22 protein-coding genes are annotated in these 21,071 nt (G+C 38.9%); 7 read left to right on the top strand and 15 right to left on the bottom strand.

The features are described from left to right. Nucleotides 1–6 precede the first annotated feature (6 nt). Nucleotides 7–1,680, top strand: a complete 1,674-nt coding sequence (locus tag ES017_RS09715) for a methyl-accepting chemotaxis protein (protein WP_042536068.1) — start codon at nucleotides 7–9, stop codon at nucleotides 1,678–1,680. 22 nt (nucleotides 1,681–1,702) lie between these two features. Here ES017_RS09715 and ES017_RS09710 read toward each other — a convergent pair whose 3' ends face one another. Continuing rightward, entirely contained in the window at nucleotides 1,703–2,512 is an 810-nt protein-coding gene (locus ES017_RS09710) for a uroporphyrinogen-III synthase (RefSeq protein WP_042536066.1), read from the bottom strand. A gap of 191 nt (nucleotides 2,513–2,703) precedes the next feature. On the opposite strand from ES017_RS09710, the gene ES017_RS09705 reads away from it, so the two are divergent. After that, a complete protein-coding gene (locus tag ES017_RS09705) occupies nucleotides 2,704–4,011 on the top strand; it encodes an ATP-binding protein (RefSeq protein WP_021094650.1) in 1,308 nt (435 codons plus the stop codon). 94 nt (nucleotides 4,012–4,105) lie between these two features. Here the strand turns inward: ES017_RS09705 and ES017_RS09700 are convergent, their stop codons facing one another. From ES017_RS09700 to ES017_RS09655, 10 genes are all read right to left on the bottom strand, one after another. Beyond that, on the bottom strand, nucleotides 4,106–4,546 hold the full coding sequence (locus ES017_RS09700) for a flavodoxin (protein WP_021094649.1): 441 nt from the start codon (nucleotides 4,544–4,546) through the stop codon (nucleotides 4,106–4,108). Between the two features lie 128 nt (nucleotides 4,547–4,674). After that, complete coding sequence (locus tag ES017_RS09695) at nucleotides 4,675–6,531, bottom strand: PTS fructose transporter subunit IIABC (RefSeq protein ID WP_021094648.1); 1,857 nt, start codon at nucleotides 6,529–6,531, stop codon at nucleotides 4,675–4,677. Then, the gene (gene pfkB, locus ES017_RS09690) at nucleotides 6,528–7,451 is read right to left on the bottom strand and encodes a 1-phosphofructokinase (RefSeq protein ID WP_042536063.1); all 924 of its coding nucleotides are present in this window, start codon (nucleotides 7,449–7,451) and stop codon (nucleotides 6,528–6,530) included. Before pfkB ends, ES017_RS09695 begins: the two co-directional genes overlap by 4 nt. Next, nucleotides 7,448–8,200: a DeoR/GlpR family DNA-binding transcription regulator gene (locus ES017_RS09685; protein WP_021094646.1), complete on the bottom strand. Its 753-nt coding sequence runs from the start codon at nucleotides 8,198–8,200 to the stop codon at nucleotides 7,448–7,450. Before ES017_RS09685 ends, pfkB begins: the two co-directional genes overlap by 4 nt. Before the next feature lie 152 nt (nucleotides 8,201–8,352). Next, complete coding sequence (locus ES017_RS09680; protein ID WP_021094645.1) at nucleotides 8,353–10,179, bottom strand: bifunctional diguanylate cyclase/phosphohydrolase; 1,827 nt, start codon at nucleotides 10,177–10,179, stop codon at nucleotides 8,353–8,355. Between the two features lie 177 nt (nucleotides 10,180–10,356). After that, a complete protein-coding gene (locus ES017_RS09675) occupies nucleotides 10,357–10,938 on the bottom strand; it encodes a DUF5317 domain-containing protein (protein ID WP_042536061.1) in 582 nt (193 codons plus the stop codon). 179 nt (nucleotides 10,939–11,117) lie between these two features. Continuing rightward, a complete protein-coding gene (gene glpK / locus ES017_RS09670; RefSeq protein WP_042536059.1) occupies nucleotides 11,118–12,602 on the bottom strand; it encodes a glycerol kinase GlpK in 1,485 nt (494 codons plus the stop codon). Nucleotides 12,603–12,736: 134 nt separating this feature from the next. Further along, nucleotides 12,737–13,288 (bottom strand): glycerol-3-phosphate responsive antiterminator, encoded by a 552-nt coding sequence (locus ES017_RS09665; RefSeq protein WP_042536057.1) that lies wholly within the window; start codon nucleotides 13,286–13,288, stop codon nucleotides 12,737–12,739. Further along, the gene (locus ES017_RS09660; RefSeq protein ID WP_081977280.1) at nucleotides 13,285–13,689 is read right to left on the bottom strand and encodes a secondary thiamine-phosphate synthase enzyme YjbQ; all 405 of its coding nucleotides are present in this window, start codon (nucleotides 13,687–13,689) and stop codon (nucleotides 13,285–13,287) included. The genes ES017_RS09665 and ES017_RS09660 overlap by 4 nt, the downstream gene beginning before the upstream one ends. Before the next feature lie 123 nt (nucleotides 13,690–13,812). After that, nucleotides 13,813–14,061 carry a hypothetical protein gene (locus tag ES017_RS09655; RefSeq protein ID WP_009361168.1) on the bottom strand — a complete coding sequence of 83 codons (249 nt, stop codon included), beginning with the start codon at nucleotides 14,059–14,061 and terminating at the stop codon, nucleotides 13,813–13,815. Between the two features lie 248 nt (nucleotides 14,062–14,309). Here ES017_RS09655 and cspD point away from each other — a divergent pair, with 248 nt between their 5' ends. Together cspD and ES017_RS09645 are read left to right on the top strand one after the other, a co-directional pair. Then, nucleotides 14,310–14,510 (top strand): cold-shock protein CspD, encoded by a 201-nt coding sequence (cspD, locus tag ES017_RS09650; RefSeq protein WP_003398931.1) that lies wholly within the window; start codon nucleotides 14,310–14,312, stop codon nucleotides 14,508–14,510. 112 nt (nucleotides 14,511–14,622) lie between these two features. Further along, entirely contained in the window at nucleotides 14,623–14,901 is a 279-nt protein-coding gene (locus ES017_RS09645) for a DUF2564 family protein (RefSeq protein ID WP_019418307.1), read from the top strand. A 33-nt stretch (nucleotides 14,902–14,934) separates the two neighbouring features. Here ES017_RS09645 and ES017_RS09640 read toward each other — a convergent pair whose 3' ends face one another. Together ES017_RS09640 and ES017_RS09635 are read right to left on the bottom strand one after the other, a co-directional pair. Beyond that, nucleotides 14,935–15,123: a zinc-finger domain-containing protein gene (locus ES017_RS09640; RefSeq protein ID WP_019418306.1), complete on the bottom strand. Its 189-nt coding sequence runs from the start codon at nucleotides 15,121–15,123 to the stop codon at nucleotides 14,935–14,937. Continuing rightward, nucleotides 15,120–15,770 (bottom strand): ribonuclease H family protein, encoded by a 651-nt coding sequence (locus ES017_RS09635; protein ID WP_083842736.1) that lies wholly within the window; start codon nucleotides 15,768–15,770, stop codon nucleotides 15,120–15,122. The genes ES017_RS09640 and ES017_RS09635 overlap by 4 nt, the downstream gene beginning before the upstream one ends. Nucleotides 15,771–15,891: 121 nt before the next feature. Between ES017_RS09635 and ES017_RS09630 the strand changes: the two genes are divergently transcribed. After that, entirely contained in the window at nucleotides 15,892–16,575 is a 684-nt protein-coding gene (locus ES017_RS09630) for a queuosine precursor transporter (RefSeq protein ID WP_026011794.1), read from the top strand. Nucleotides 16,576–16,634: 59 nt separating this feature from the next. Continuing rightward, the gene (locus ES017_RS09625; RefSeq protein ID WP_171335022.1) at nucleotides 16,635–17,531 is read left to right on the top strand and encodes a DMT family transporter; all 897 of its coding nucleotides are present in this window, start codon (nucleotides 16,635–16,637) and stop codon (nucleotides 17,529–17,531) included. Here the strand turns inward: ES017_RS09625 and ES017_RS09620 are convergent. Next, nucleotides 17,526–17,996 carry a divergent PAP2 family protein gene (locus tag ES017_RS09620; RefSeq protein ID WP_009361162.1) on the bottom strand — a complete coding sequence of 157 codons (471 nt, stop codon included), beginning with the start codon at nucleotides 17,994–17,996 and terminating at the stop codon, nucleotides 17,526–17,528. The genes ES017_RS09625 and ES017_RS09620 overlap by 6 nt on opposite strands. Before the next feature lie 64 nt (nucleotides 17,997–18,060). On the opposite strand from ES017_RS09620, the gene ES017_RS09615 reads away from it, so the two are divergent. Beyond that, nucleotides 18,061–18,192 (top strand): Small acid-soluble spore protein, encoded by a 132-nt coding sequence (locus ES017_RS09615; protein WP_009361161.1) that lies wholly within the window; start codon nucleotides 18,061–18,063, stop codon nucleotides 18,190–18,192. A 24-nt stretch (nucleotides 18,193–18,216) separates the two neighbouring features. Here ES017_RS09615 and acnA read toward each other — a convergent pair whose 3' ends face one another. Next, nucleotides 18,217–20,925: an aconitate hydratase AcnA gene (gene acnA, locus ES017_RS09610; protein WP_171335021.1), complete on the bottom strand. Its 2,709-nt coding sequence runs from the start codon at nucleotides 20,923–20,925 to the stop codon at nucleotides 18,217–18,219. Nucleotides 20,926–21,071 lie beyond the last annotated feature (146 nt).

Raw genomic sequence — 21,071 nt, 5'->3', positions numbered from 1 at the left:
AAAAATATGAGCATTAGCCGAAAAATATTCTTAGGTTACTTCGTCACTTTATTGTTTGTGATCTGTTTAGGAGGATTCCAAATATTTAGAATGACTGAAACAAAAGAGATGTACAATCACTTAATCGATCATCGTTTTAATATCATTACAAAAACAGATGAAATGGTCACTCTTTTTTATGAAGAGAGAAAAGATATACTAACTTACTTGCTACTAAAAGATGATAAATTTTTAGCGAGTTATGGAGAAAAACGAAGGAGTTTTTATAAAAATTATGAACAAATAAGCTTAATGTTAACAACAACCGAAAGCAAAACGATTATTAACCAATTACAACAACTAGAATATCAATATTTCCAACTTGTACAACAATTTTTACGTACAACTAATAAACAAGAACAAGCAAGTATTGTCCAGAAGCTTCAGCAAACAGGGAACCATTTTTTACAAAACGCTGAACAAATGTTACAGCGACAAAAAACATTATTAGCAACGGATCAACAACGCATTGAACAGTACATGAAACAAACGTATATGATATCACTCATAATTATCGTATCCCTCATTTTATTTGGTAGCGCTGCTTCCTTTTTTATTAGCCGTCAAATTTCTAAACCGATCCATCTCGTTTCTGATGAGTTACAGCGCGTAGCGAAACAAGATTTATCTTCCCCACCTTTACCCGTGAAAACAAAAGATGAAACAAAATATATGATTGAATCGATTAATCATATGAAAGCAAAATTAAAAGAAACGATCGAAACGATGAAAGACATTTCTATTCATATGGCATCGCAAGCAGAACAATTTTCCACAAGTGCAGAAGAAAGTACACAAGCAGCTGAAAAAGCAACAGAAATGGCGGAGCAAACATATGGGCAAGCCGAGCAACAATTGCGTATGTTAAAAGAAGCTGATCATTCTTTACATGAGTTTGCGATCGGAATGAATCAAATTGCTGAAAGTACAGAAGATTTGCTTACATCAGCCGAACGAGCACATGATTTTGTCAATCAAGGAAAACATTCCATTCAAGCAGTGACAGCACAAGCCGCCGATATGCGCGATGCTATGTTTACAACAAAAACACTTGTTGAATCTCTCCAACAACGTTCAGAGAAAATCGGAAAAATTACAAACGTCATTACGGCTATTGCCGAACAAACGAATTTACTTGCGCTAAATGCCGCCATTGAAGCTGCGCGTGCCGGTGAACACGGAAAAGGATTTACTGTCGTCGCTCATGAGGTGCGAAAATTATCCGAACAATCGAAAGAAGCGGCAAAAGAAATTGAAACGATGCTAGATCAAATAAAGGTCGAAACAAAAAGAGTAGCGCAAGCCATGGAGGAAAACACGAAAAAACTTGTTGATGGCACGACATACTATGACACAGCAGAACGTTCATTTCAAGTTATTAATCAATCGGTAGAACAAGTGTTTTCTAAAGTACAAACGACATCCGCAGCAATTGAACAAATGACCGCGATTTCAAACGAAATAACCGAAACAATGAAACAATTAAAACAAATAGCGGACGAAGTGATGAAAAGAAGTAAAGAAAGTGCCGTGACGATGGAAGAACAGTTAGCGATGAACGAACAAATTTCTTCCGCTGCCCAAACGCTTGCCCAACTTGGCGATCAGTTACGCACAACAGTGGAATCATTTCGTATATAGACGTGCATACATCTATGCACGTCTACTTCTTGTCAAAATATTTCGCTAATTCAACAATCATCGCCCCCATCCGTTCGTGAGCTGGAGCAATGACATGCGCAATCCCTTCCTCGTGTAACGCTTCTTTCGTTACTTTTCCTACCGCAACAGCCACAACGTCACCGTCAAATGCTCGTTTTATTTCTTGTGCATATCCACCTTCGTTCACAAACGAAAAGAAAAAGCGTACTTGAATCGCTGATGTAAAACAAACTGCTTGTACAGATCGAGAAATAATTTCGTCAACAAGCTGTTTCATTAAATGAGGCGCAGGTGGAGTATGGAGATACGGCCATATCTCTTGATATAAAGCTCCTCGTTTAGTTAAAAATTGTTGCAATGACGGAGCTGAATCTCCATAAAGCTGAATAACAACATGTTTACCTGTCCAATCCACTTCTTCTAGCACATGAACAAGACCTTTTGTCGTTCCATCGTCTGCCGTTATGTGTGGGTTTATGCCGTATGTACGTAGGACGTTCGTCGTTTTATACCCACGCACCGCCACATGCGCTTGACGAATGGCTTGAAGAAACATTTCTCCTACTCCCCACTCGTCTGCTTTTTTCATTAATGTTTCAACACCAATTCCTGTCGTAAAAATAAACCAATCGACTGGCTCATTGACGATTTGATAAAGTTGTTGTTTTAGTTCTTCATTAAAAAACATCGTTCCTTGAGCAGGTCGTGAAATTGGAATACCCCCTTGTTTAACGATAAGCGCACTCATTTCCTCTATTTTACGTGAGGCACATAGTGCAATGTTTTTATTCGCCAACGCTTTCTCAACCATTCATCTCATCTCCTTTTCTTCCCATCACATCACATAAAGGTGCGAAATAGCGCAAATTTTGTAGAAACGTGACATAAAACATCGAATAGTTATATATTCACACGATAACTAAATTCGCCTACAATGTAAAGAGACGATTCGACGAAAATATTCAAATTATTCGAAATATATGTCGAAAGGAGCGGCTTTATATGCCCTCGTTAATTAAAGAAATATTGCTAAATTTATTTTTTATTATATTAGCGCTATTAATTGTTCCCATTTGGCTTGAAGAACGGCGCATATCCGATCACGCAAAAACGATTTTAAAAACGATGGCAATCGGGATATGTATTATATTTTGTATGACGTTTCCTATCCACGTAACGGATAGTCTTATTTTTGATTTACGTCAAGTCGCCATCTGGATTGGCGGTTTATACGGAGGAGCATTGTCAGCCCTTTTTCTTTCGAGCATGGCTGTTATTTATCGCATCATTATCGGTGGCACGGAAGGTATTATTGTGACGATGATCATTACAACCATCCAAGTCATTATTTCCTTCTTTCTTTACCGAAAATTCCAAACGTCTTTTTCCCCGAAACAACGGATTACTTCGATTATTCTTTTATCGATCGGAACAGCTATGTTAACAATGATACTCTCTAGCATATGGATTGTTGATGACTATCAAATTTTACATATCATTTCAACATATTTTCTAGCACAACCAGTTGCAGCGTTTTTAGGTGCTTATATTACTGAAACGATCCAAAAACATAACGATCTTCGTCGCCGCATTGTTCGTGCCGAAAAGATGGAAGTGGTCGGCCATTTAGCCGCTTCGATTTCGCATGAAGTGCGCAATCCATTAACTGTATCTCGAGGATTTATGCAGTTGTTACTACAAAGTGAACGAATGAATTATAAAGATAAACAATACATTCAAATCGCAATTGAAGAAATTGACCGCGCAGAAGCAATTATTACAGATTATTTAACGTTTGCCAAACCAGCTCCAGAACATGTCGAAAAGTTAAATGTAAAAACCGAAATTGAGCGAGTAATTGATATTTTACGCCCTCTCGCCAATATGAACAGCATTGAAATTCAAACGTCTCTAGTGCCATTTGCGGTAAAAGGAGAACGCCAAAAATTTCAACAATGTTTATTGAACGTCATGAAAAATGCTATTGAAGCGATGCCAAATGGAGGTACATTACGTATTAACGTATCGATCGATAAAGATTACGTACTTATTCATATTAGTGACACAGGAGTTGGCATGACAAAAGAACAAATTGAACGTTTAGGGGAACCTTATTTTACAACGAAAGGAACAAAAGGGACAGGTCTTGGGATGATGGTTGTTTATCGCATTGTTGAGACGATGAAAGGAGATTTATTTATTCATAGTGAAGTTGGTGAAGGGACAGACGTATATATGTATTTTCCATCCTATTATAAAACAGATGTCGAGAAATTTTCACGAAAAAACGAAAAAGCGATTCCAATTTGAACAAGTTGTTTATTGACTTGTTCTTTTTTTTGTTTTATTGATTATTTAGAACATAGTTTAATTAATGAAAAAAGGTCGTATGTCAAACGACCTTCTATAGCTGTTTAGAAAATTCTCTACCGAACGCAATGCACAACTGTTTATCTTCATTTGTTGGCGTCAATTCGATCTTCAAACCTTCGAGAACGACTTCAGCCCCTCGTTCTTGCAGTTTTTCGATTAAAATATCAACCGCAGCACCATATTTTTCATAACTTGAGTCGCATGAGCCGAAAACAGCCGCTTTTTTTCCTGTTAAGTCCACGTCATCCAATTCATCATAAAAATCTAAAAAATCATCTGGCAATTCACCATCTCCCCATGTGTACGCTCCAAGCAAAATACCGTCATATTGCTCAAGTTCTGTCGCTGTAGCATCTAACACTTCTTTTACATCCAACTCGACCCCTTGTTCACGTACACCTTGAGCAATCGCTTCTGCCATTTCTTCTGTATTGCCTGTCATGCTTGTAAATACCATGATTACTTTTGCCATCAGTAATCCCCCTATAAATATAATTGATAATAATTTTCAACAATTATATATTAAATGATAATGATTATCTTTGTCAAAATATTTTAGTAAAAAACGCGCGATTTTTCTCATCGCGCGCTCATAATCTATTATTCTTTCACTTCTTTTTTCCATAATCCAACCATTAACGCAGTCACAAGTGAACCGATGAAAATGGCAAGTACATATAACAATGGATTCCCTTTTACAATCGGGATAACGAAAATGCCGCCATGTGGCGCTGGAAGTCCTATACCAAACATCATTGTCAACGCTCCCGCAACGGCTGAACCGACGATGATGGAAGGAATGACACGTCCTGGATCAGCTGCCGCAAACGGAATAGCCCCTTCTGTAATAAACGAAGCACCCATAATATAGCACGTTTTTCCTGCTTCTCGTTCCGCTTTTGTAAATTTCTTTTTGAATAATGTTGTTGCAAGTGCTAATCCTAAAGGAGGCACCATTCCACCTGCCATAATGGCTGCATGTGGTGCGTAATTTCCGGCATCAATCATCGCAATGCCAAACGTAAACGCCGCTTTATTAATCGGTCCACCCATATCAACCGCCATCATACCACCGAGGATAAGACCAAGTAAAACAAGGTTGCCTGTTCCCATATTTTCAAGCCATGTTTTCATTCCTTCATTTAACGCTTTTACTGGATCAATGACGACATACATCATAATGAATCCTGTAAGCAATATCCCAAATAACGGATAAAGAAGAACCGGTTTAATTCCCTCAAGCGATTGTGGTAAACGACTAAACCATTTTTTCAATCCGACAACGAGGTAACCGGCTAAAAAGCCCGCAATTAGTCCACCTAAAAAGCCTGCACCGCCATTTGCTGCCATAAATCCGCCGACCATCCCCGGAGCAAACCCTGGACGATCCGCTATGCTCATCGCAATAAAACCAGCTAACACTGGAATCATAAGTGCAAAGGCACTACCACCACCGATATCCATCAACGCTTTTGCAATCGGATGGAATGATGGATCATTTGGATCAAATGCTTTAATACCAAAAATAAATGAGATCGCAATTAAAATACCGCCACCAACAACGAACGGAAGCATATTCGATACGCCGTTCATTAAATGTTTATAAAATCCTGTTCTTTCTTTCGGTGCATACGAACGATGCCCACCACTTGCGCGATAAATTGGAGCCTCTTGTTTTAATGCGCGATCAATGAGTTGCTCTGGTTTACGAATAGCATCGGCAACAGGTACTTGGATGACATGTTTTCCATCAAATCGATCCATCTCTACTTGCTTATCTGCTGCAACGATAATGGCGACCGCTTCTTCAATTTCTTGTTGTGTTAACTCATTTTTCACACCACTCGAACCGTTTGTTTCTACTTTTATATCTACTCCCATTTCTTTCGCTTTTGCCTTTAAGGCGTCAGCAGCCATATACGTATGCGCAATTCCTGTCGGACAAGCCGTAACAGCTAACACTTTTTTCTTTCCATATAGTTGTTTTTCTTCTGTCACCATTTCTCCCTCCTTTTCTTGAATCGCTTGAATGATCTGTTGTTTTGTCGAAGCGTTTTCAATTTTCGAGCGAAACGATGCATCCATTAACAATGTCGACAAGCGAGATAACGCTTCCAAATGTGTGTTATTCGCTCCTTCTGGTGCAGCAATCATAAAAAACAAATGGCTTCGTTTTCCGTCTAACGAATCGTAATCAATTCCTTCTTTTGAACGTCCAAAAACAACGGCTGGAGTGCGCACCGCTTTCGTTTTTGCATGAGGGATAGCAATTCCTTCGCCAATCCCTGTCGTGCTCTGCGCTTCACGGGCAAAAATAGCTTCAATAAACGTTTGACGATTGTTTAATTTTCCTGTCTTCTCAAGAACGTCTACTAATTCTTCAATCACTTCTTTTTTTGTTCGCGCGTTCAAATCAAGGACAATCGTATCCTCTGTCAACAAATCTGTTATTCTCATACACGCTCCTCCATTCGTATAATTTTTACTTCATCTAATAAGCGATGAACCTCTTCTTCTGTGCATAAATCTTCAGAAAATGCTGTGGCACTCCCCGCGGCAACACTATAACGAAACGCTTCTTCAAGCGATGCTTCGTTCACATATGCAGCTAAAAACCCCGCTACCATCGAATCACCAGCACCAACCGAATTTTTTACTATTCCTTTTGGGGCTTGAGCGACTAATATCACATCTTTATGGAACAAGATGGCCCCATCCCCAGCAAGTGAAACAATAACGTGCTGGACACCATTGTTAATCAGTTTTTTTCCGTATTCCAACGTTTGATGACGACTATGAATACTGACTCCGAACAATTCCCCAAGCTCCATTTGGTTTGGTTTAAGTAAAAACGGCTCGTATGCAACGGCTTGTTTCAGTGCATTGCCACTCGTATCAACGACAACAGCAACCCGTCGTTTTTTTGCTTCTTCCATCATCGTGACGTAAAATGTATCATCTACCGAGGGTGGAAGGCTTCCTGCTAAAACGAGTATATCTCCTTTTTTTAATTGCTTAATTTTAGCAATTAACGCTTCTTTATGTTCGTCGCTAATGATCGGTCCTTCCCCATTTATTTCCGTTTCTTTTTCCCCTTTTAATTTAATGTTTAGTCGCGTTTGTCCAGGCACAGTAATAAAATCTGTTAAAATATGCTCCCTTTTCAATTCATCAGCAATAAACTGACCTGTAAATCCACCAATAAATCCAAGCGCAATATTATGAACGTGTAACCGTTTCAATACACGCGACACATTAATTCCTTTTCCGCCCGGAAAATATGCCGTTTTTGTTGCTCGATTTAATTTTCCAAGTTCGATCTGTTGTGCTGTCACAACATAATCGACGGAAGGATTTAACGTACATGTATAAATCATGATTTCACAACCTCTACTGTCGTTTTTGCTTCATACATTGCTAGCAACTCTTCATCTGTTTCATCCGTAATCATCGTTGCCTCTTGTAATGGTGCAATTTTGGCAAACGTACTTTCGTTTAATTTTGAGTGATCGGCTAATACAAAAGCTTGTTGTGATAAATGAATAGCGGTTTGTTTTATAATCGCTTCTTCCGGATCTGGAGTTGTATAACCAAAATCAATATGAACGCCGTTTACACCGATAAAACATTTGTCAAAACTATACTGTTGCAACGAGTGAATAGCTCCTCGACCAATTAACGCATTCGTTTTTTTCTTAATGAGTCCGCCAACAAGGTACGTTGGAATGTCTTTTTCTAACAGTACCTCAATATGCATAATACCATTCGTTACGACGACGATATTTTTCGCTTCAATATAAGGAATCATCTGTAATGTTGTCGTTCCTGCATCTAAATAAATGCAGTCACCATCTTGAATAAGACTTGCTGCGTATTTTCCAATGAGCTGTTTTTCATGAATGTTTTTCGTCGATTTTTCAAAAACGCTCAACTCTTCTCTTTTTTGTTGCAACAACGCAGCCCCACCATGAACACGCTTTAATTTTTTTTCTTTTTCTAGTTGGCTTAAATCACGTCGAATCGTCGATTCTGAACATTGTGTCGCTTCAACAAATTCATGTAACTTTACCACTTCTTTTTCTTGTAGCAACTGCAAAATAATGCGATGTCTTTCTGGTGTTAACAATTTTACACCTCCTTTTTAAACCGCTTACATCTTTATCATACCGAAGTATCACCAAAAAATCAATCAAATTCATTCAATTTTAATCAAAAATTATCATTATTTTTTACATATCATTCAAAAACAATCATATTTCAGAAAAATAAAAAACTGCCTCATGTAGAGACAGTTTTATTGGTGATTTTCTCAGGATAATATTCTTCAATCATTTGGATAAATGGCTCGACATATTGAGGATCAAATTGCGTACCAGAACAACGGCGCAATTCAACAATCGCTTCGGAGAATGTTTTTGTTCGTTGATACGGGCGGTCTGTCGTCATCGCATCGAATGAGTCAATAATGCACAAAATACGGGCTAACTTTGGTATTTCCTCCCCTTTTAGCCCATAAGGATAACCTCGTCCATCGTAACGCTCGTGATGAAGTTCAACAAGTGGAATCACTTCTTCAAAACGACCATCGGAGAGAACAATTTCTTTCCCCCATATGACGTGTTTTTTCATCATTTCCCATTCATCAGAGGTGAGTTTGCCTGTTTTATTAATAATGTCTCGCGAAACTTCGATTTTACCAATATCATGAACGAGTGCCCCTAAAATAAGAGTCCGTTTTTCTTCTTCTGTAAGCGGCAATCGATCACTAAATTCCATTGCATATGTAAATACACGTTTACTATGACGATATGTATACACGTCTTTATAAAGCAACAGTTTCAGCTGCTCTTCAATTGCATCTAAGTCTTCTTTAAATTTCAATGCATCACGAGATATTCTTTTCTCATCATACAATTGCACATTGTTTTTTCCTTGTGCTTTCGAATAATAAAGCGCTTGGTCAGCTTTATGTAGCAGTTCACTTTCTTCATACATGTCAGATTCATACTCAGCAATTCCGCATGAGAACGAAATACAACGATATGGAAGTCGTTCGACCCCGTCAAATGGCGTGTCATTTAATTTTTTCCGCAATTGATCCATAAAAGCTGCTGCTTCGTGTTTCTCCGTTTTCGGCAAAATGATCGCAAACTCTTCTCCACCATATCGTGCTACTGTAAAACCACGATCTTTCGTTTCATTTTTTAAATACTCCCCAACAAATTTCAACAATCGGTCACCTTGCACATGACCGTGATAATCGTTATATTTTTTAAAATCATCTAAATCTAAAAAAGCAACCGAAAACTGACCACCCGTTCTTTTCGTCTCCCGAAATAGTTCCTTTAAGTAATCTTTAAAATATCCGTGGTTATATAAGCCGGTGAGGTAATCTTTATTTGCCTGGTTAGCCATTTCTTGATACCACTCGAGCACTTTTCCAAACGTAATGGATAACAAAACAACTAAAACTGTAAATAAAAACAACCCAAAAAAACCTTCGTTATCAATTAAAATAATAAGCACTAAAGAAAGAAGTAGTGTGACGAAATATGCAAAAAATACTTCTTTTAAAAGACCTATGTTAAATACCCTATTAAACTTCTTCGATCTATCTGTTAAATAAAACCCTGCTATAATCAAAATGTTAATTGCAAAATATACAGTCAAGCTGAATATGTAAGGATATAGATTTTCTGAAACTTCATCACCTATTTTACCTCCGAAGAAGAAAAAGAGCAAAAACGCTGCTACCATCATCAATAAATACATTGAAAAATTCAAAAGATGCGCCCATAACGGAATATGCCTGTGATATATAATTCTAACCAAAGAAAAAAGTAAAAAACTCCAAATTGCCACAGAAGGGCCAAAATGTAGTGCCGCTGCCAGAAAAATAGCTGAATCCATAGAAAAAGTGTTCTTATTTTCAACTACTTGAATCTCAAAATAAGTTAAAAAAAACGCTGTGATAGCTAAAAAATAGATCCATACCCATTCTTCAACAGTCGGAAGGTGAAAATAAGAACGAAACACCATACTACTCGAAAAAAAGGAAAATAAACCCAAAATATAAATGTATACCTGCGATCGAGTTTTCACCATATATTAGTCACTCACCCTGAATCTATAATCGGATAAAAATGTTAAAAATAAAGGAGGTAAAACCTCCCCAATTTATTTATACCCCAATTATTCTAATCCCTGAAGTCAACGCAACAATAACAGAACCGATAACGACGAGATTAATAAGTACGTTTTTCACGCGTGCGTTCATGTTTTTCACCTCCCTTCATGTGTTGGTTGAAGAGAATTTGTTTGTTTTTCCTTCATCATTAAATACTGAATAAACAAAAACACACCAATATTCATGACTACATCGCCTATGCTAATCACTTTTGCACGCGGATAAGGCGGTGCTAAAGGGATAATGTCCCCTAAGAACGGGAAAATGGTGTCATTTGTAATAGCCGTATGCTTCCCGTAAAGTCCTGTTTTTAGAAGCTCGACGTATTCTTGTCCTAAAACAGCTTGTGTCGCTTCAAGTGAAACAGGCATTCTACCGCCATTCAAAGCAATGACAATGAAATTTAAAAGCACACCAGCAAAAATCGTTTTCATCCCCGGATAATGACGATTAAGCCAAATGAACGTTAATCCAACGATGTAGACAACGATAAATGTGATGTTACTTATATTCGCTAAAATAGCGATACGATCCTGCAACAAGAAAAAAATCCATTGCACAAGCAATAAGATTGGAAAAATCCAACCTCCTTTTAACTTCAAAGTTGCGATGCCTTTGAAATTACCTCCGCGAAATAAGCCAATGAGAATTCCTAAAATAATTCCATCGTATACCATATAGCCCTCACATTTCTTTAAAACCAAAATTTTTTGTCTTTTTATTGATTATATTATCACATTTTTTTTTATGTGAAAACGGTTATATTGATGAAATATTTCTGTTTTTCTATTGATTATTTAGAACATAGTTTTATTTTTAAAAAAACCAGCTACCGAGTGGGTAGCTGGTTTTTTTTTCATTTAAACATTTGTGCAGCGCGAACTGCTTTTTTCCATCCATCATATAAATGTTGGCGAACATCAGTAGACATTTTCGGTTCGAAGGCACGATCAATATTCCACTGCTTCGCAATTTCATCTTTACTTTGCCAATATCCAACCGCAAGTCCTGCTAAATATGCCGCACCAAGCGCTGTTGTTTCATTCACAACCGGTCTTTCAACTGGTACACCGAGAATATCACTTTGAAATTGCATTAAAAAGTTGTTTTTCACTGCTCCGCCGTCTACACGCAACGTTTTTAACGTAATACCCGCATCCGCTTCCATTGCAGTTAACACATCTTTCGTTTGGTATGCAAGCGACTCAAGTGTGGCACGAATGAAATGCTCTTTTGTCGTTCCACGCGTTAAGCCAAATACCGCTCCTCGTACGTCGCTATCCCAATACGGTGTCCCAAGCCCTACAAATGCTGGCACGACATATACGCCATCTGTTGATTGCACTTTTATTGCATACGCCTCGCTATCTTTTGCTTCTTTAATCATTCGTAATCCGTCACGTAGCCATTGAATCGCAGATCCAGCAACGAAAATGCTCCCTTCTAGTGCATACTCGACTTTCCCATCAATCCCCCACGCAATCGTCGTTAACAAACCATGCTTTGACTGAACGGCTTTTTCACCCGTATTCATTAACATAAAACAACCTGTGCCGTATGTGTTTTTCGCCATTCCTTCTTCAAAGCATGCTTGCCCGAATAATGCCGCCTGCTGATCCCCTGCGATTCCAGCGATCGGTACCTCTTGTCCGAAGAAATGGTACGGTGCCGTATGTGCGTAAATTTCTGAAGATGGTCGAACATCTGGCAACATCGCTTTCGGCACTTGTAAAATGTCTAGTAACTCATCATCCCATTTTTGCTCATAAATGTTGAACATTAACGTTCTTGACGCATTAGAGTAGTCAGTTACATGTACTTTCCCGCCAGACAGTTTCCAAGTAAGCCATGTGTCAATTGTTCCAAACAATAAGTCCCCACGTTCTGCTTTTTCACGTGCACCATCAACATGGTCTAAAATCCATTTCACTTTCGTTCCTGAAAAGTAAGCGTCAATGAGCAAACCTGTTTTTTTATGAAATACATCATTATATCCAGCCTGTTTCAATTGTTCACAAATTTGTGCTGTTTGGCGTGATTGCCATACAATCGCGTTATAAATCGGCTGCCCTGTTTGTTTATCCCATACGACTGTCGTTTCCCGTTGGTTCGTAATACCGATAGCCGCAACTTGCTTCGGCTCAATAGCCGCTTCGGACAATACGGTTGCAATGACTGCTAAAATAGAACCCCAAATTTCATTCGGATTATGCTCGACCCATCCTGGTTGAGGAAAATATTGTGTAAACTCTTTTTGTGCAATATGCACAACTTCCCCTTTTTGATTAAATAAAATGGCACGTGAACTCGTTGTCCCTTGATCAAGAGCTAAAATGTACATAAACCGATCCCCCTTGCAAAAAAAGACCCACACCGCGATTCATCAAAACGCGTGTGAGTCTCTCCTCTCTCTCACTAACATAATAAACTTAATTATAAGACTAATCGTTTTTGAAAACGCTGTCAATACATTTGTTACGGAGCAAAATACCGCCAAAGTTCGACATTTGATGTCGTTACCGCAACAGCCCCTGCGGCAAGCGCTGCTTCGACCTCTGTTTCATTTTCTATTAATCCGCCAGCGATAATGTCCTTCCCCGTTCGTTCATGAAGTTGGGAAATGACTTTCGGAACAACACCGGGCAACACTTCAATATAATCCGGGTTTGTTTTTTCTACAAGTTGAACGCTTCGCTCAAACGCATTCGAATCAATAATAAATGTGCGTTGAATTGCGATCACACCTTTTTGTTTCGCTTTCGTAATTACGCTGCTTTTTGTCGAAATCAATCCATATGGTTTGACGAGCTGACATAAAAATTCCGTCGCATATTCGTCGCTTTTTAGCCCTTGAATTAAGTCAACGTGAAGAAACATTTTTTTACCATGTTCATTTGCGTATGTATACACACTTTTCAGCATACCAATATGAATATCTAAAAATACCCCATATTCGTAATTCATTTTGATAAGTTTATCAAAATCTTTCATCGAACGTACAGCAGGCAAAATACGTTGTCCGTTCATCCTTCCATCACCTTTACATAAAATGTACGCGTTCTCGGCCCATCGAACTCGCAAAAATAAATGCCTTGCCATGTCCCAAGAAGCAGCTGACCTTTCGTGACAATAACATGCACCGATGATCCAACCGTGCTTGCTTTCATATGTGCCGCAGTATTTCCTTCACTATGCCGATCAAGCGCATGATGCCATGGATACAACTCATCAAAACGACGAATCATGTCTCGTTTCACATCTGGATCAGCATTTTCATTTATCGTCATTCCTGTGGTTGTATGTGGACAATAAACAACAGCAATTCCTTCTTGTACTCCACTTTCTGTAACAAATGATTGAACAAACGAAGTAACATCTACAAACTCATCTCGCTTCGTTGTTTGAATCGTCCATCGTTTCATCATCATATCTTCCCACCTTTATCCTCATATATTTATGATCATACATATTTTCACAGTTGTTTTCCATAAAAAAATTCATGAATCACGAAATAACACCTATCATAGTGAAAGCCCAGGATGATCTGGGCTTTAATCATATACATGGTGAGACGGAATGATATAATCTACCGAAATCACAGGCAAATCATGCTGTTCAACCGAGGCAACAATTAACCCTTGTTTGCTTACAATACCAAATTGTTCTTTCTGCTGTTCAAATGCTGCTTCGCTAAACGCTAAAACCGTTTGATATAGCTTTTCTTGATCGACTTTTTGCTTTCGTACATGGTTACTTAACTTAATGATGACTTCTTTTCCACAAATTTGACCACGATACATGCCGCTCACTCCCTTTCTATACTCCTTACTGTTAATGTTATGCACTTATTACAAAAATCCTCCTCTAAAAAAATTTTTTGAAAAAATCGCCTTTTTGTCTTGACTCTTCCTTGTCATTCGTGTATAGTCTAATTATCATCTAACTGAATATATATCCTGCACCGATTGGTTGCTGTGGATATATTCCGTTATATGAAAAATTTTTTCATTAGCCTATTGGCTAAAAGGTATTAGGAGGATTCAGTATTATGCAAAACGGTAAAGTAAAATGGTTTAACAATGAAAAAGGTTACGGATTCATCGAAGTTGAAGGCGGAGACGATGTATTCGTACACTTCACAGCAATCCAAGGTGAAGGCTACAAAACGTTAGAAGAAGGTCAAGCTGTTTCTTTTGAAATCGTTCAAGGAAACCGTGGCCCTCAAGCTGCAAACGTAGTGAAATTATAATCGTCTGAGATGATTCATATATAGCTCGACGAAAAGACCAGCAAACGCTGGTCTTTTTTCATTACATACTCCCCTCCTTTCACACAAATACTACAAACGAGGAGGGATAGCAATGACACAAAATCCAAAAAAGCCGCATCTTCAGTCCGATAGCGTATTTACTAAAATTGAAAATGCACATTTAGCCGTTGAATCAGCAAAAAAAATGGTTGCAACTGCAACAATGAGTTTAGATGACCATGCGTTTGATCATGCAAAACAGGCAATTGAACAAGCAAAAGAAGCAATTGCGCGCGCCAAAACAAACAAAGACGATCCATTATTGTTACAATGTGAAAAGGAACTAGCAGACGCACATCATCAATTATTTGAGACGATCAATCACATGTAGCCACAAGGTGTCCCGAGCATCCGGGACACCTTGTTACACTTTTTGTTTCACAAGCAACTGACCGTATTGTTGTATTTTTTTGCCTACTGTACATGTCTGAATGCAAAACGATTGCGCATACGACTTTCCGCACTCTTTACGAAATGTTCTGTTCACAAAACATCCTTCGCAATACGTATCAAACAACTCATTTAACCGAAGTAACACGTCTTTTCGATTCATCGTTCACGCCCCAACCGCATTGTACTCGTAATGATCGTTCCACGAAGCGCTTGTGTCGCTAATTGGTGCGCTTCACCATTTTGTTTTCTACGAATTGGTTCATAAATTGGTGAAATACAAAGTTTCTTCATTTTTTGCTCAATTCGCTCAATCCATCTCCCCTCTTCTGAAAATACTGGCCATTCATCAGATAATTGATGAAATACGACATGTGCGTCTCCGCGGAAAACGACGGGTAAATGATGAACACCGAGATGTTCAAGCTGTTCGAGTAAAAAATGGAATGCTGCATACTCCGCTTCATTATTTGACTGCAATTCATCTAGCTGCGCATTTGCGCGTATGCGAAATGGATCGCCGTTTTGTTTATAATAAATAACAACGCCAACTCCCGCTTTTTTTGTTTCATGATCAAAACCGCCATCAAAATATGCAACAACATCATGCGGATCCGCTTCGATTTCTTTCATTAGTTTGGCTAACTCTTTCTTTGTCCACGCTATACCACGTGCATCATAAAATAAAAGTTGTTTTACTCTTCCCGTTTTCTCTATATCTTCCGCAAAAACGAAAGCTTCTTCCACTTCCATTTCTTTTGATGTCCACACCATTTCCTTTTTTTTCGGTGTTACATATGTCCACTCCATAAATACCTTCACATCGCTCACCTTTTCTTTTTGATTTTATTATAACAGTTTAGACAAAAAATGATCTCAATTGTATAATATCCTTTGTGTCTTTATACTTTCATACAGAGGAGGGATCACCATGTTCAATGAAATACTCGGTCTTTTTTCTGCTATCGTCACATTTTCACTTGTATTGCTCATTTATCGTTTCTTCGGTCGTTCAGGTTTATTCGTATGGATCGGTTTTTCTACTGTTGTCGCTAATTTACAAGTCGTTAAAACGGTTGAATTACTTGGTATGACAGCTACACTTGGAAACGTCATGTACGGAACTGCCTTTTTAGTGACTGACATTTTAAGTGAAAAGTACGGAAAAAAAGAAGCACAAAAAGCGGTATGGCTCGGCTTTTTTACACTCATTTCACTCACGATCGTGATGCAACTTGCTTTATTATTTAAGCCGCATGCTACTGACTTCGCACAACCGGCATTAGAAACGATTTTCGGTTTGTTGCCACGTATCGCAGTTGGCAGTTTGCTTGCTTTTTTAATTAGCCAGTCACTTGATGTTCACTTATTTCATTGGTTTAAAAAGAAATTTCCGCACGATTCTCAACTTTGGATTCGCAATAATGGAAGTACGATGATTAGCCAATTAATCGATACGCTCGTTTTTGCATCGATCGCGTTTCTCGGTGTATTTCCATTTCACGATTGGATACAAATTTTTATTACGACGTATGTGTTAAAATGGATTGTCGCAATGTTAGATACACCTTTCGTATATATCGCAAAAAAAATATCTCCAAAATATATGGAATGATGGTAAAATGTTGTGTGAGGCTTCTGTCTCGCACAACATTTTTTGTAAAGGAGAGGAATATGAAATACAAAGCAGATTTAAGTTTATTGTTTGTTGCATTCGTTTGGGGAGCGACGTTTGTCGTCGTTCAAAATGCCGTTTCTTTTTTGCCCCGATTGTTGTTTAATGGCGTACGTTTTGCGATCGCAAGCATACTGCTATGGATTTGGGTGTTCATCTTTGAACGAAAACCGCTAGATAAACAGCTTATACTCTCTGGATTTATTCTTGGCATTTGGTTATGTCTTGGGTATGCTCTTCAAACAATTGGCTTATTGTATACTACTTCTTCAAAAGCAGGATTCATTACCGGACTAAATGTTGTTCTTGTCCCCTTTTTTTCATTTATGATTTTAAAGCAAAAACCTTCGCTGAATGCTGTCGTTGGAAGTGTGTTAGCTACGTGTGGGCTATATTTTTTGACTATAAATGGAGATATGTCAATGAACAAAGGTGATCTCTTCGTCTTTTTATGCGCCATCGCTTTTGCATTACATATCGTTTCAACAAGCATTTATGCGACAAAATTTTCAGCCGTCCTGCTAACAACCGTTCAAGTTCAGACCGTATCTATTATTTGTTTTATATGTTCATATTTGTTCGAAGATTGGTCCGTTATTCCGCTCTCCACTTTTTTAACATTTGATGTATGGGGCGCTTTACTCATCACCGCACTATTCGCAACAACCATTGCTTTCTTTATTCAAACGCATTTTCAACAATATACATCTCCAACACGTGTTGCTTTAATTTTTGCTCTAGAACCTGTTTTTGCTGCTTTGACTGCGTATATATGGAATGATGAACGTCTTCAACAGACTGCCTTATTCGGAGCTGCACTCATTTTATTAGGGATGGTTTTGTCTGAACTCCCTCAACATATATGGCAAAGGAAAAAGAGCGCTCGCCTGTCATAGCGAGCGCTTCCACCTACTTATTACGTAAGATAATCCTCCTGTAACAATACCAAGAAACGCTCCACCAATGACTTCAATAGGTTGATGACCAAGCCGTTCACGCAATAACTCCTCTTTCCGGTCAAGCTTCCCATCATCAGGAGCTCCTTTTATCTTTTCGATCTCTTCAGTTAACTCATTCACACGAATAGCTAGCTCCCCTGCTTGATGACGCACCCCTTGAGCATCGTACATAACAATTAAGCCAAAAATGGTCGCAAGGGCAAAATCTATGCTCTGCACTCCTCTTTTTAAAGCAACATACGTGGCAAGTGAAGCAACTCCCGCGGAATGCGAACTTGGCATACCACCTGTCTCGAAAAACAGTGACCAATCCCATTTTTTTGTTTTTCTTTTCGCCAATGGAATTTTTAAAAATTGTGCTAACGCAATTGTACATAATGCTGTTTGAATGGCTCGATTCATGTCCTTGCCTCCTTGCATATATTTTTCGAAAAGACGGATACAATATGCACAGGAGGTGGACGTCATGAGCAAAAATAATGGAAGAAATCGCGGCCAAAACGCTCCAAGTGTCAATCCACAAGGATATGATGCCACATTTACCCCAGATCCAAAAAGCGCATTAGAAAATGCGGCGAAAAAAACAAACAAAAAATAAAGAAGAGAGCGATCTGCTCTCTTCTTATCGTTTTAATTTTTCACGCAATACCATCGGTAAAATACCGCCATGGCGATAGTAATCAATTTCCACTTCGCTGTCAAAGCGTACAAGTACTTCAAATTCCTTTTTGTTTCCTTGTTCGTCTGTTACTGTAACTTTTACATAGTCACGCGGTTTTACATGTTCATCGATGTGTACTTCAAATACTTCTTTGCCCGTTAATCCAAGCGTTTCGGCATTTTCCCCTTCTTTAAATTGAAGTGGTAACACACCCATAAGCACAAGATTGGAACGGTGAATACGCTCAAAGCTTTCAGCGATGACCGTTTTAATGCCAAGTAAATATGTTCCTTTTGCTGCCCAGTCACGCGAACTTCCCATGCCGTAATCTTTTCCAGCAATAACAACAAGTCCTGTACCGTCTTGTTTATATTTCATGCAAGCATCGTAAATCGACATGACTTCGCCTGTTGGCCAATATGTTGTATAGCCACCTTCTGTACCAGGGGCAATTTGGTTACGAATACGAATGTTAGCAAACGTACCTCGCATCATCACTTCATGGTTACCACGACGAGAACCATACGAGTTAAAGTCTTTCGGATCAACACCTTTAGAAATTAAGTATTGTCCTGCTGGTGTATTTATACCGATCGATCCAGCTGGAGAAATATGGTCTGTCGTGACAGAATCACCAAATTTACCAACTACTCGTAATCCAGTAAGTGGTTTCACTTCCTCCACTTCTGGTGATAACCCTTCAAAGAATGGAGGGTTTTGAATATACGTTGAATTTTCGTCCCATTGATAAAGTGGCTCGTCCGTCGTTTCAATCGCATTCCAACGGGCGTTATCGTCGAATACTCGCTCGTATTCTTTGCGGAACAATTCCGGTGTCACCGCTTGTTTTACGACTTCTTTCACTTCTTCTGTAGACGGCCAAATATCATTAAAGTACACGTCATTTCCGTTTTGGTCTTTACCGATCGGCTCATTTAATAAATCGATATCAACCGTTCCAGCAAGTGCATATGCCACAACGAGCGGCGGTGATGCTAAATAGTTACCTTTGACGAGCGGATGAATGCGTCCTTCAAAGTTTCGGTTACCCGATAATACACTCGTCACAAGCAAATCATTTTCTGCAATTGCTTTTTCAAGCTCTGGAGCAAGTGGACCAGAGTTACCGATACATGTCGTACAACCGTAACCAACGATATTAAATCCAATTTGCTCTAAATAAGGAAGGAGTCCTGAATCTTTTAAGTATCCTGTGACGACTTTTGAACCAGGTGCAAGCGATGTTTTTACGTATTTTGGAACTTTTAATCCTTTTTCCACTGCTTTTTTCGCGACTAAACCTGCTCCAATTAACACATATGGGTTCGATGTGTTCGTACAGCTTGTAATCGCAGCGATCGCGATCGCACCTGTTTTCATTTTCATTTCTTCGCCGTTTAACGTTACTGTCATTTCTTTATCAAAATCCGCTTCTGTCAAGCCAAAGCCTTGGTTTCCTTGTGGAGAAACTACCGCTTGACGGAACGATTCTTTCATTTTTGAAAGCGGAATTAAATCTTGTGGACGTTTTGGTCCAGAAAGATTCGGTTCAATTTCTGATAAGTTAATTTCAACAACATCTGTAAATACAGGCTCCTGCGCATCTGGTGTATAGAACAAACCGTTAGCTTTGCAATATGCTTCAACAACTTGAACATGCTGCTCATCACGGCCTGTTAAACGCAAGTAATCAAGCGCTTCTGCATCAACTGGGAAGAAGCCGCACGTTGCACCATACTCAGGCGCCATGTTTGCTACTGTGGCACGGTCAGCTAAAGGTAATGTTGCCACACCTGGACCGAAAAATTCAACAAACTTGCCGACGACCCCTTTTTTCCGGAGTACTTGTGTCACTTTTAACGCAAGATCTGTTGCTGTTGTACCGTTTGGTAACTTTCCTGTTAAACGTACACCGATGACTTCTGGTACTGGGAAGTAAGAAGGTTGTCCAAGCATACCTGCTTCCGCTTCAATACCACCAACACCCCAACCGAGCACGCCAATGCCGTTAATCATTGTCGTGTGAGAGTCTGTACCTACAAGCGTGTCCGGGAACGCTTCATATTCACCGTTCTCTCCTTCAACGACATGTACCACATTCGCTAAATACTCTAAGTTTACTTGATGCACAATACCTGTTGCTGGTGGGACAGCACGATAATTGCTGAACGCTTTTTGTGCCCATTTCAAAAACTTGTAGCGTTCTGCATTACGCTCAAACTCTAAATTCATATTGTACTCGAGCGCATCTTCTGTTCCAGCTTTATCAACTTGAACAGAGTGATCAATGACAAGATCGACAGGAATTTCGGGGTTGATTTCATACGGATCTCCACCAATGTCCGCCATCGCTTTGCGCATCGAAGCTAAATCAACGACAGCAGGAACACCTGTAAAGTCTTGCAAAATAACGCGAGATGGTTTAAATGGAACATCTACATCTTTTAGTTCGCTCGTTCCCCATTTCGCTAAATTTTCAACATGCTCTCTTGTAATGACACGTCCATCAACTTGACGAAGTACTGATTCAAGAAGTACTTTAATCGAATACGGAAGACGTGATACGTTTCCAATTCCCGCTTCTTCAAGCGCTTGTAAGCGATAATAATGATATGTTTTCCCGTTTACTTCAAATGTAGAACGCGCTTGAAATACATCATTTTTCACCATTATGTATTACCCCCTTCTAACAAGTCATCTTCTCCCAAACCCACAAAATTCCTACGCTTTTATCTTAATACAATGCTCTACATAAGTAAATAATAATTGTTTATAAGTTTCAGATAAATGCATATTTTTTTGCTCTCTTTCCAACA

The organism is Anoxybacillus sp. EFIL (assembly GCF_013096955.1).
Taxonomy (GTDB): domain Bacteria; phylum Bacillota; class Bacilli; order Bacillales; family Anoxybacillaceae; genus Anoxybacillus; species Anoxybacillus ayderensis.
This window is presented reverse-complemented; position numbering and strand designations above follow the sequence as displayed.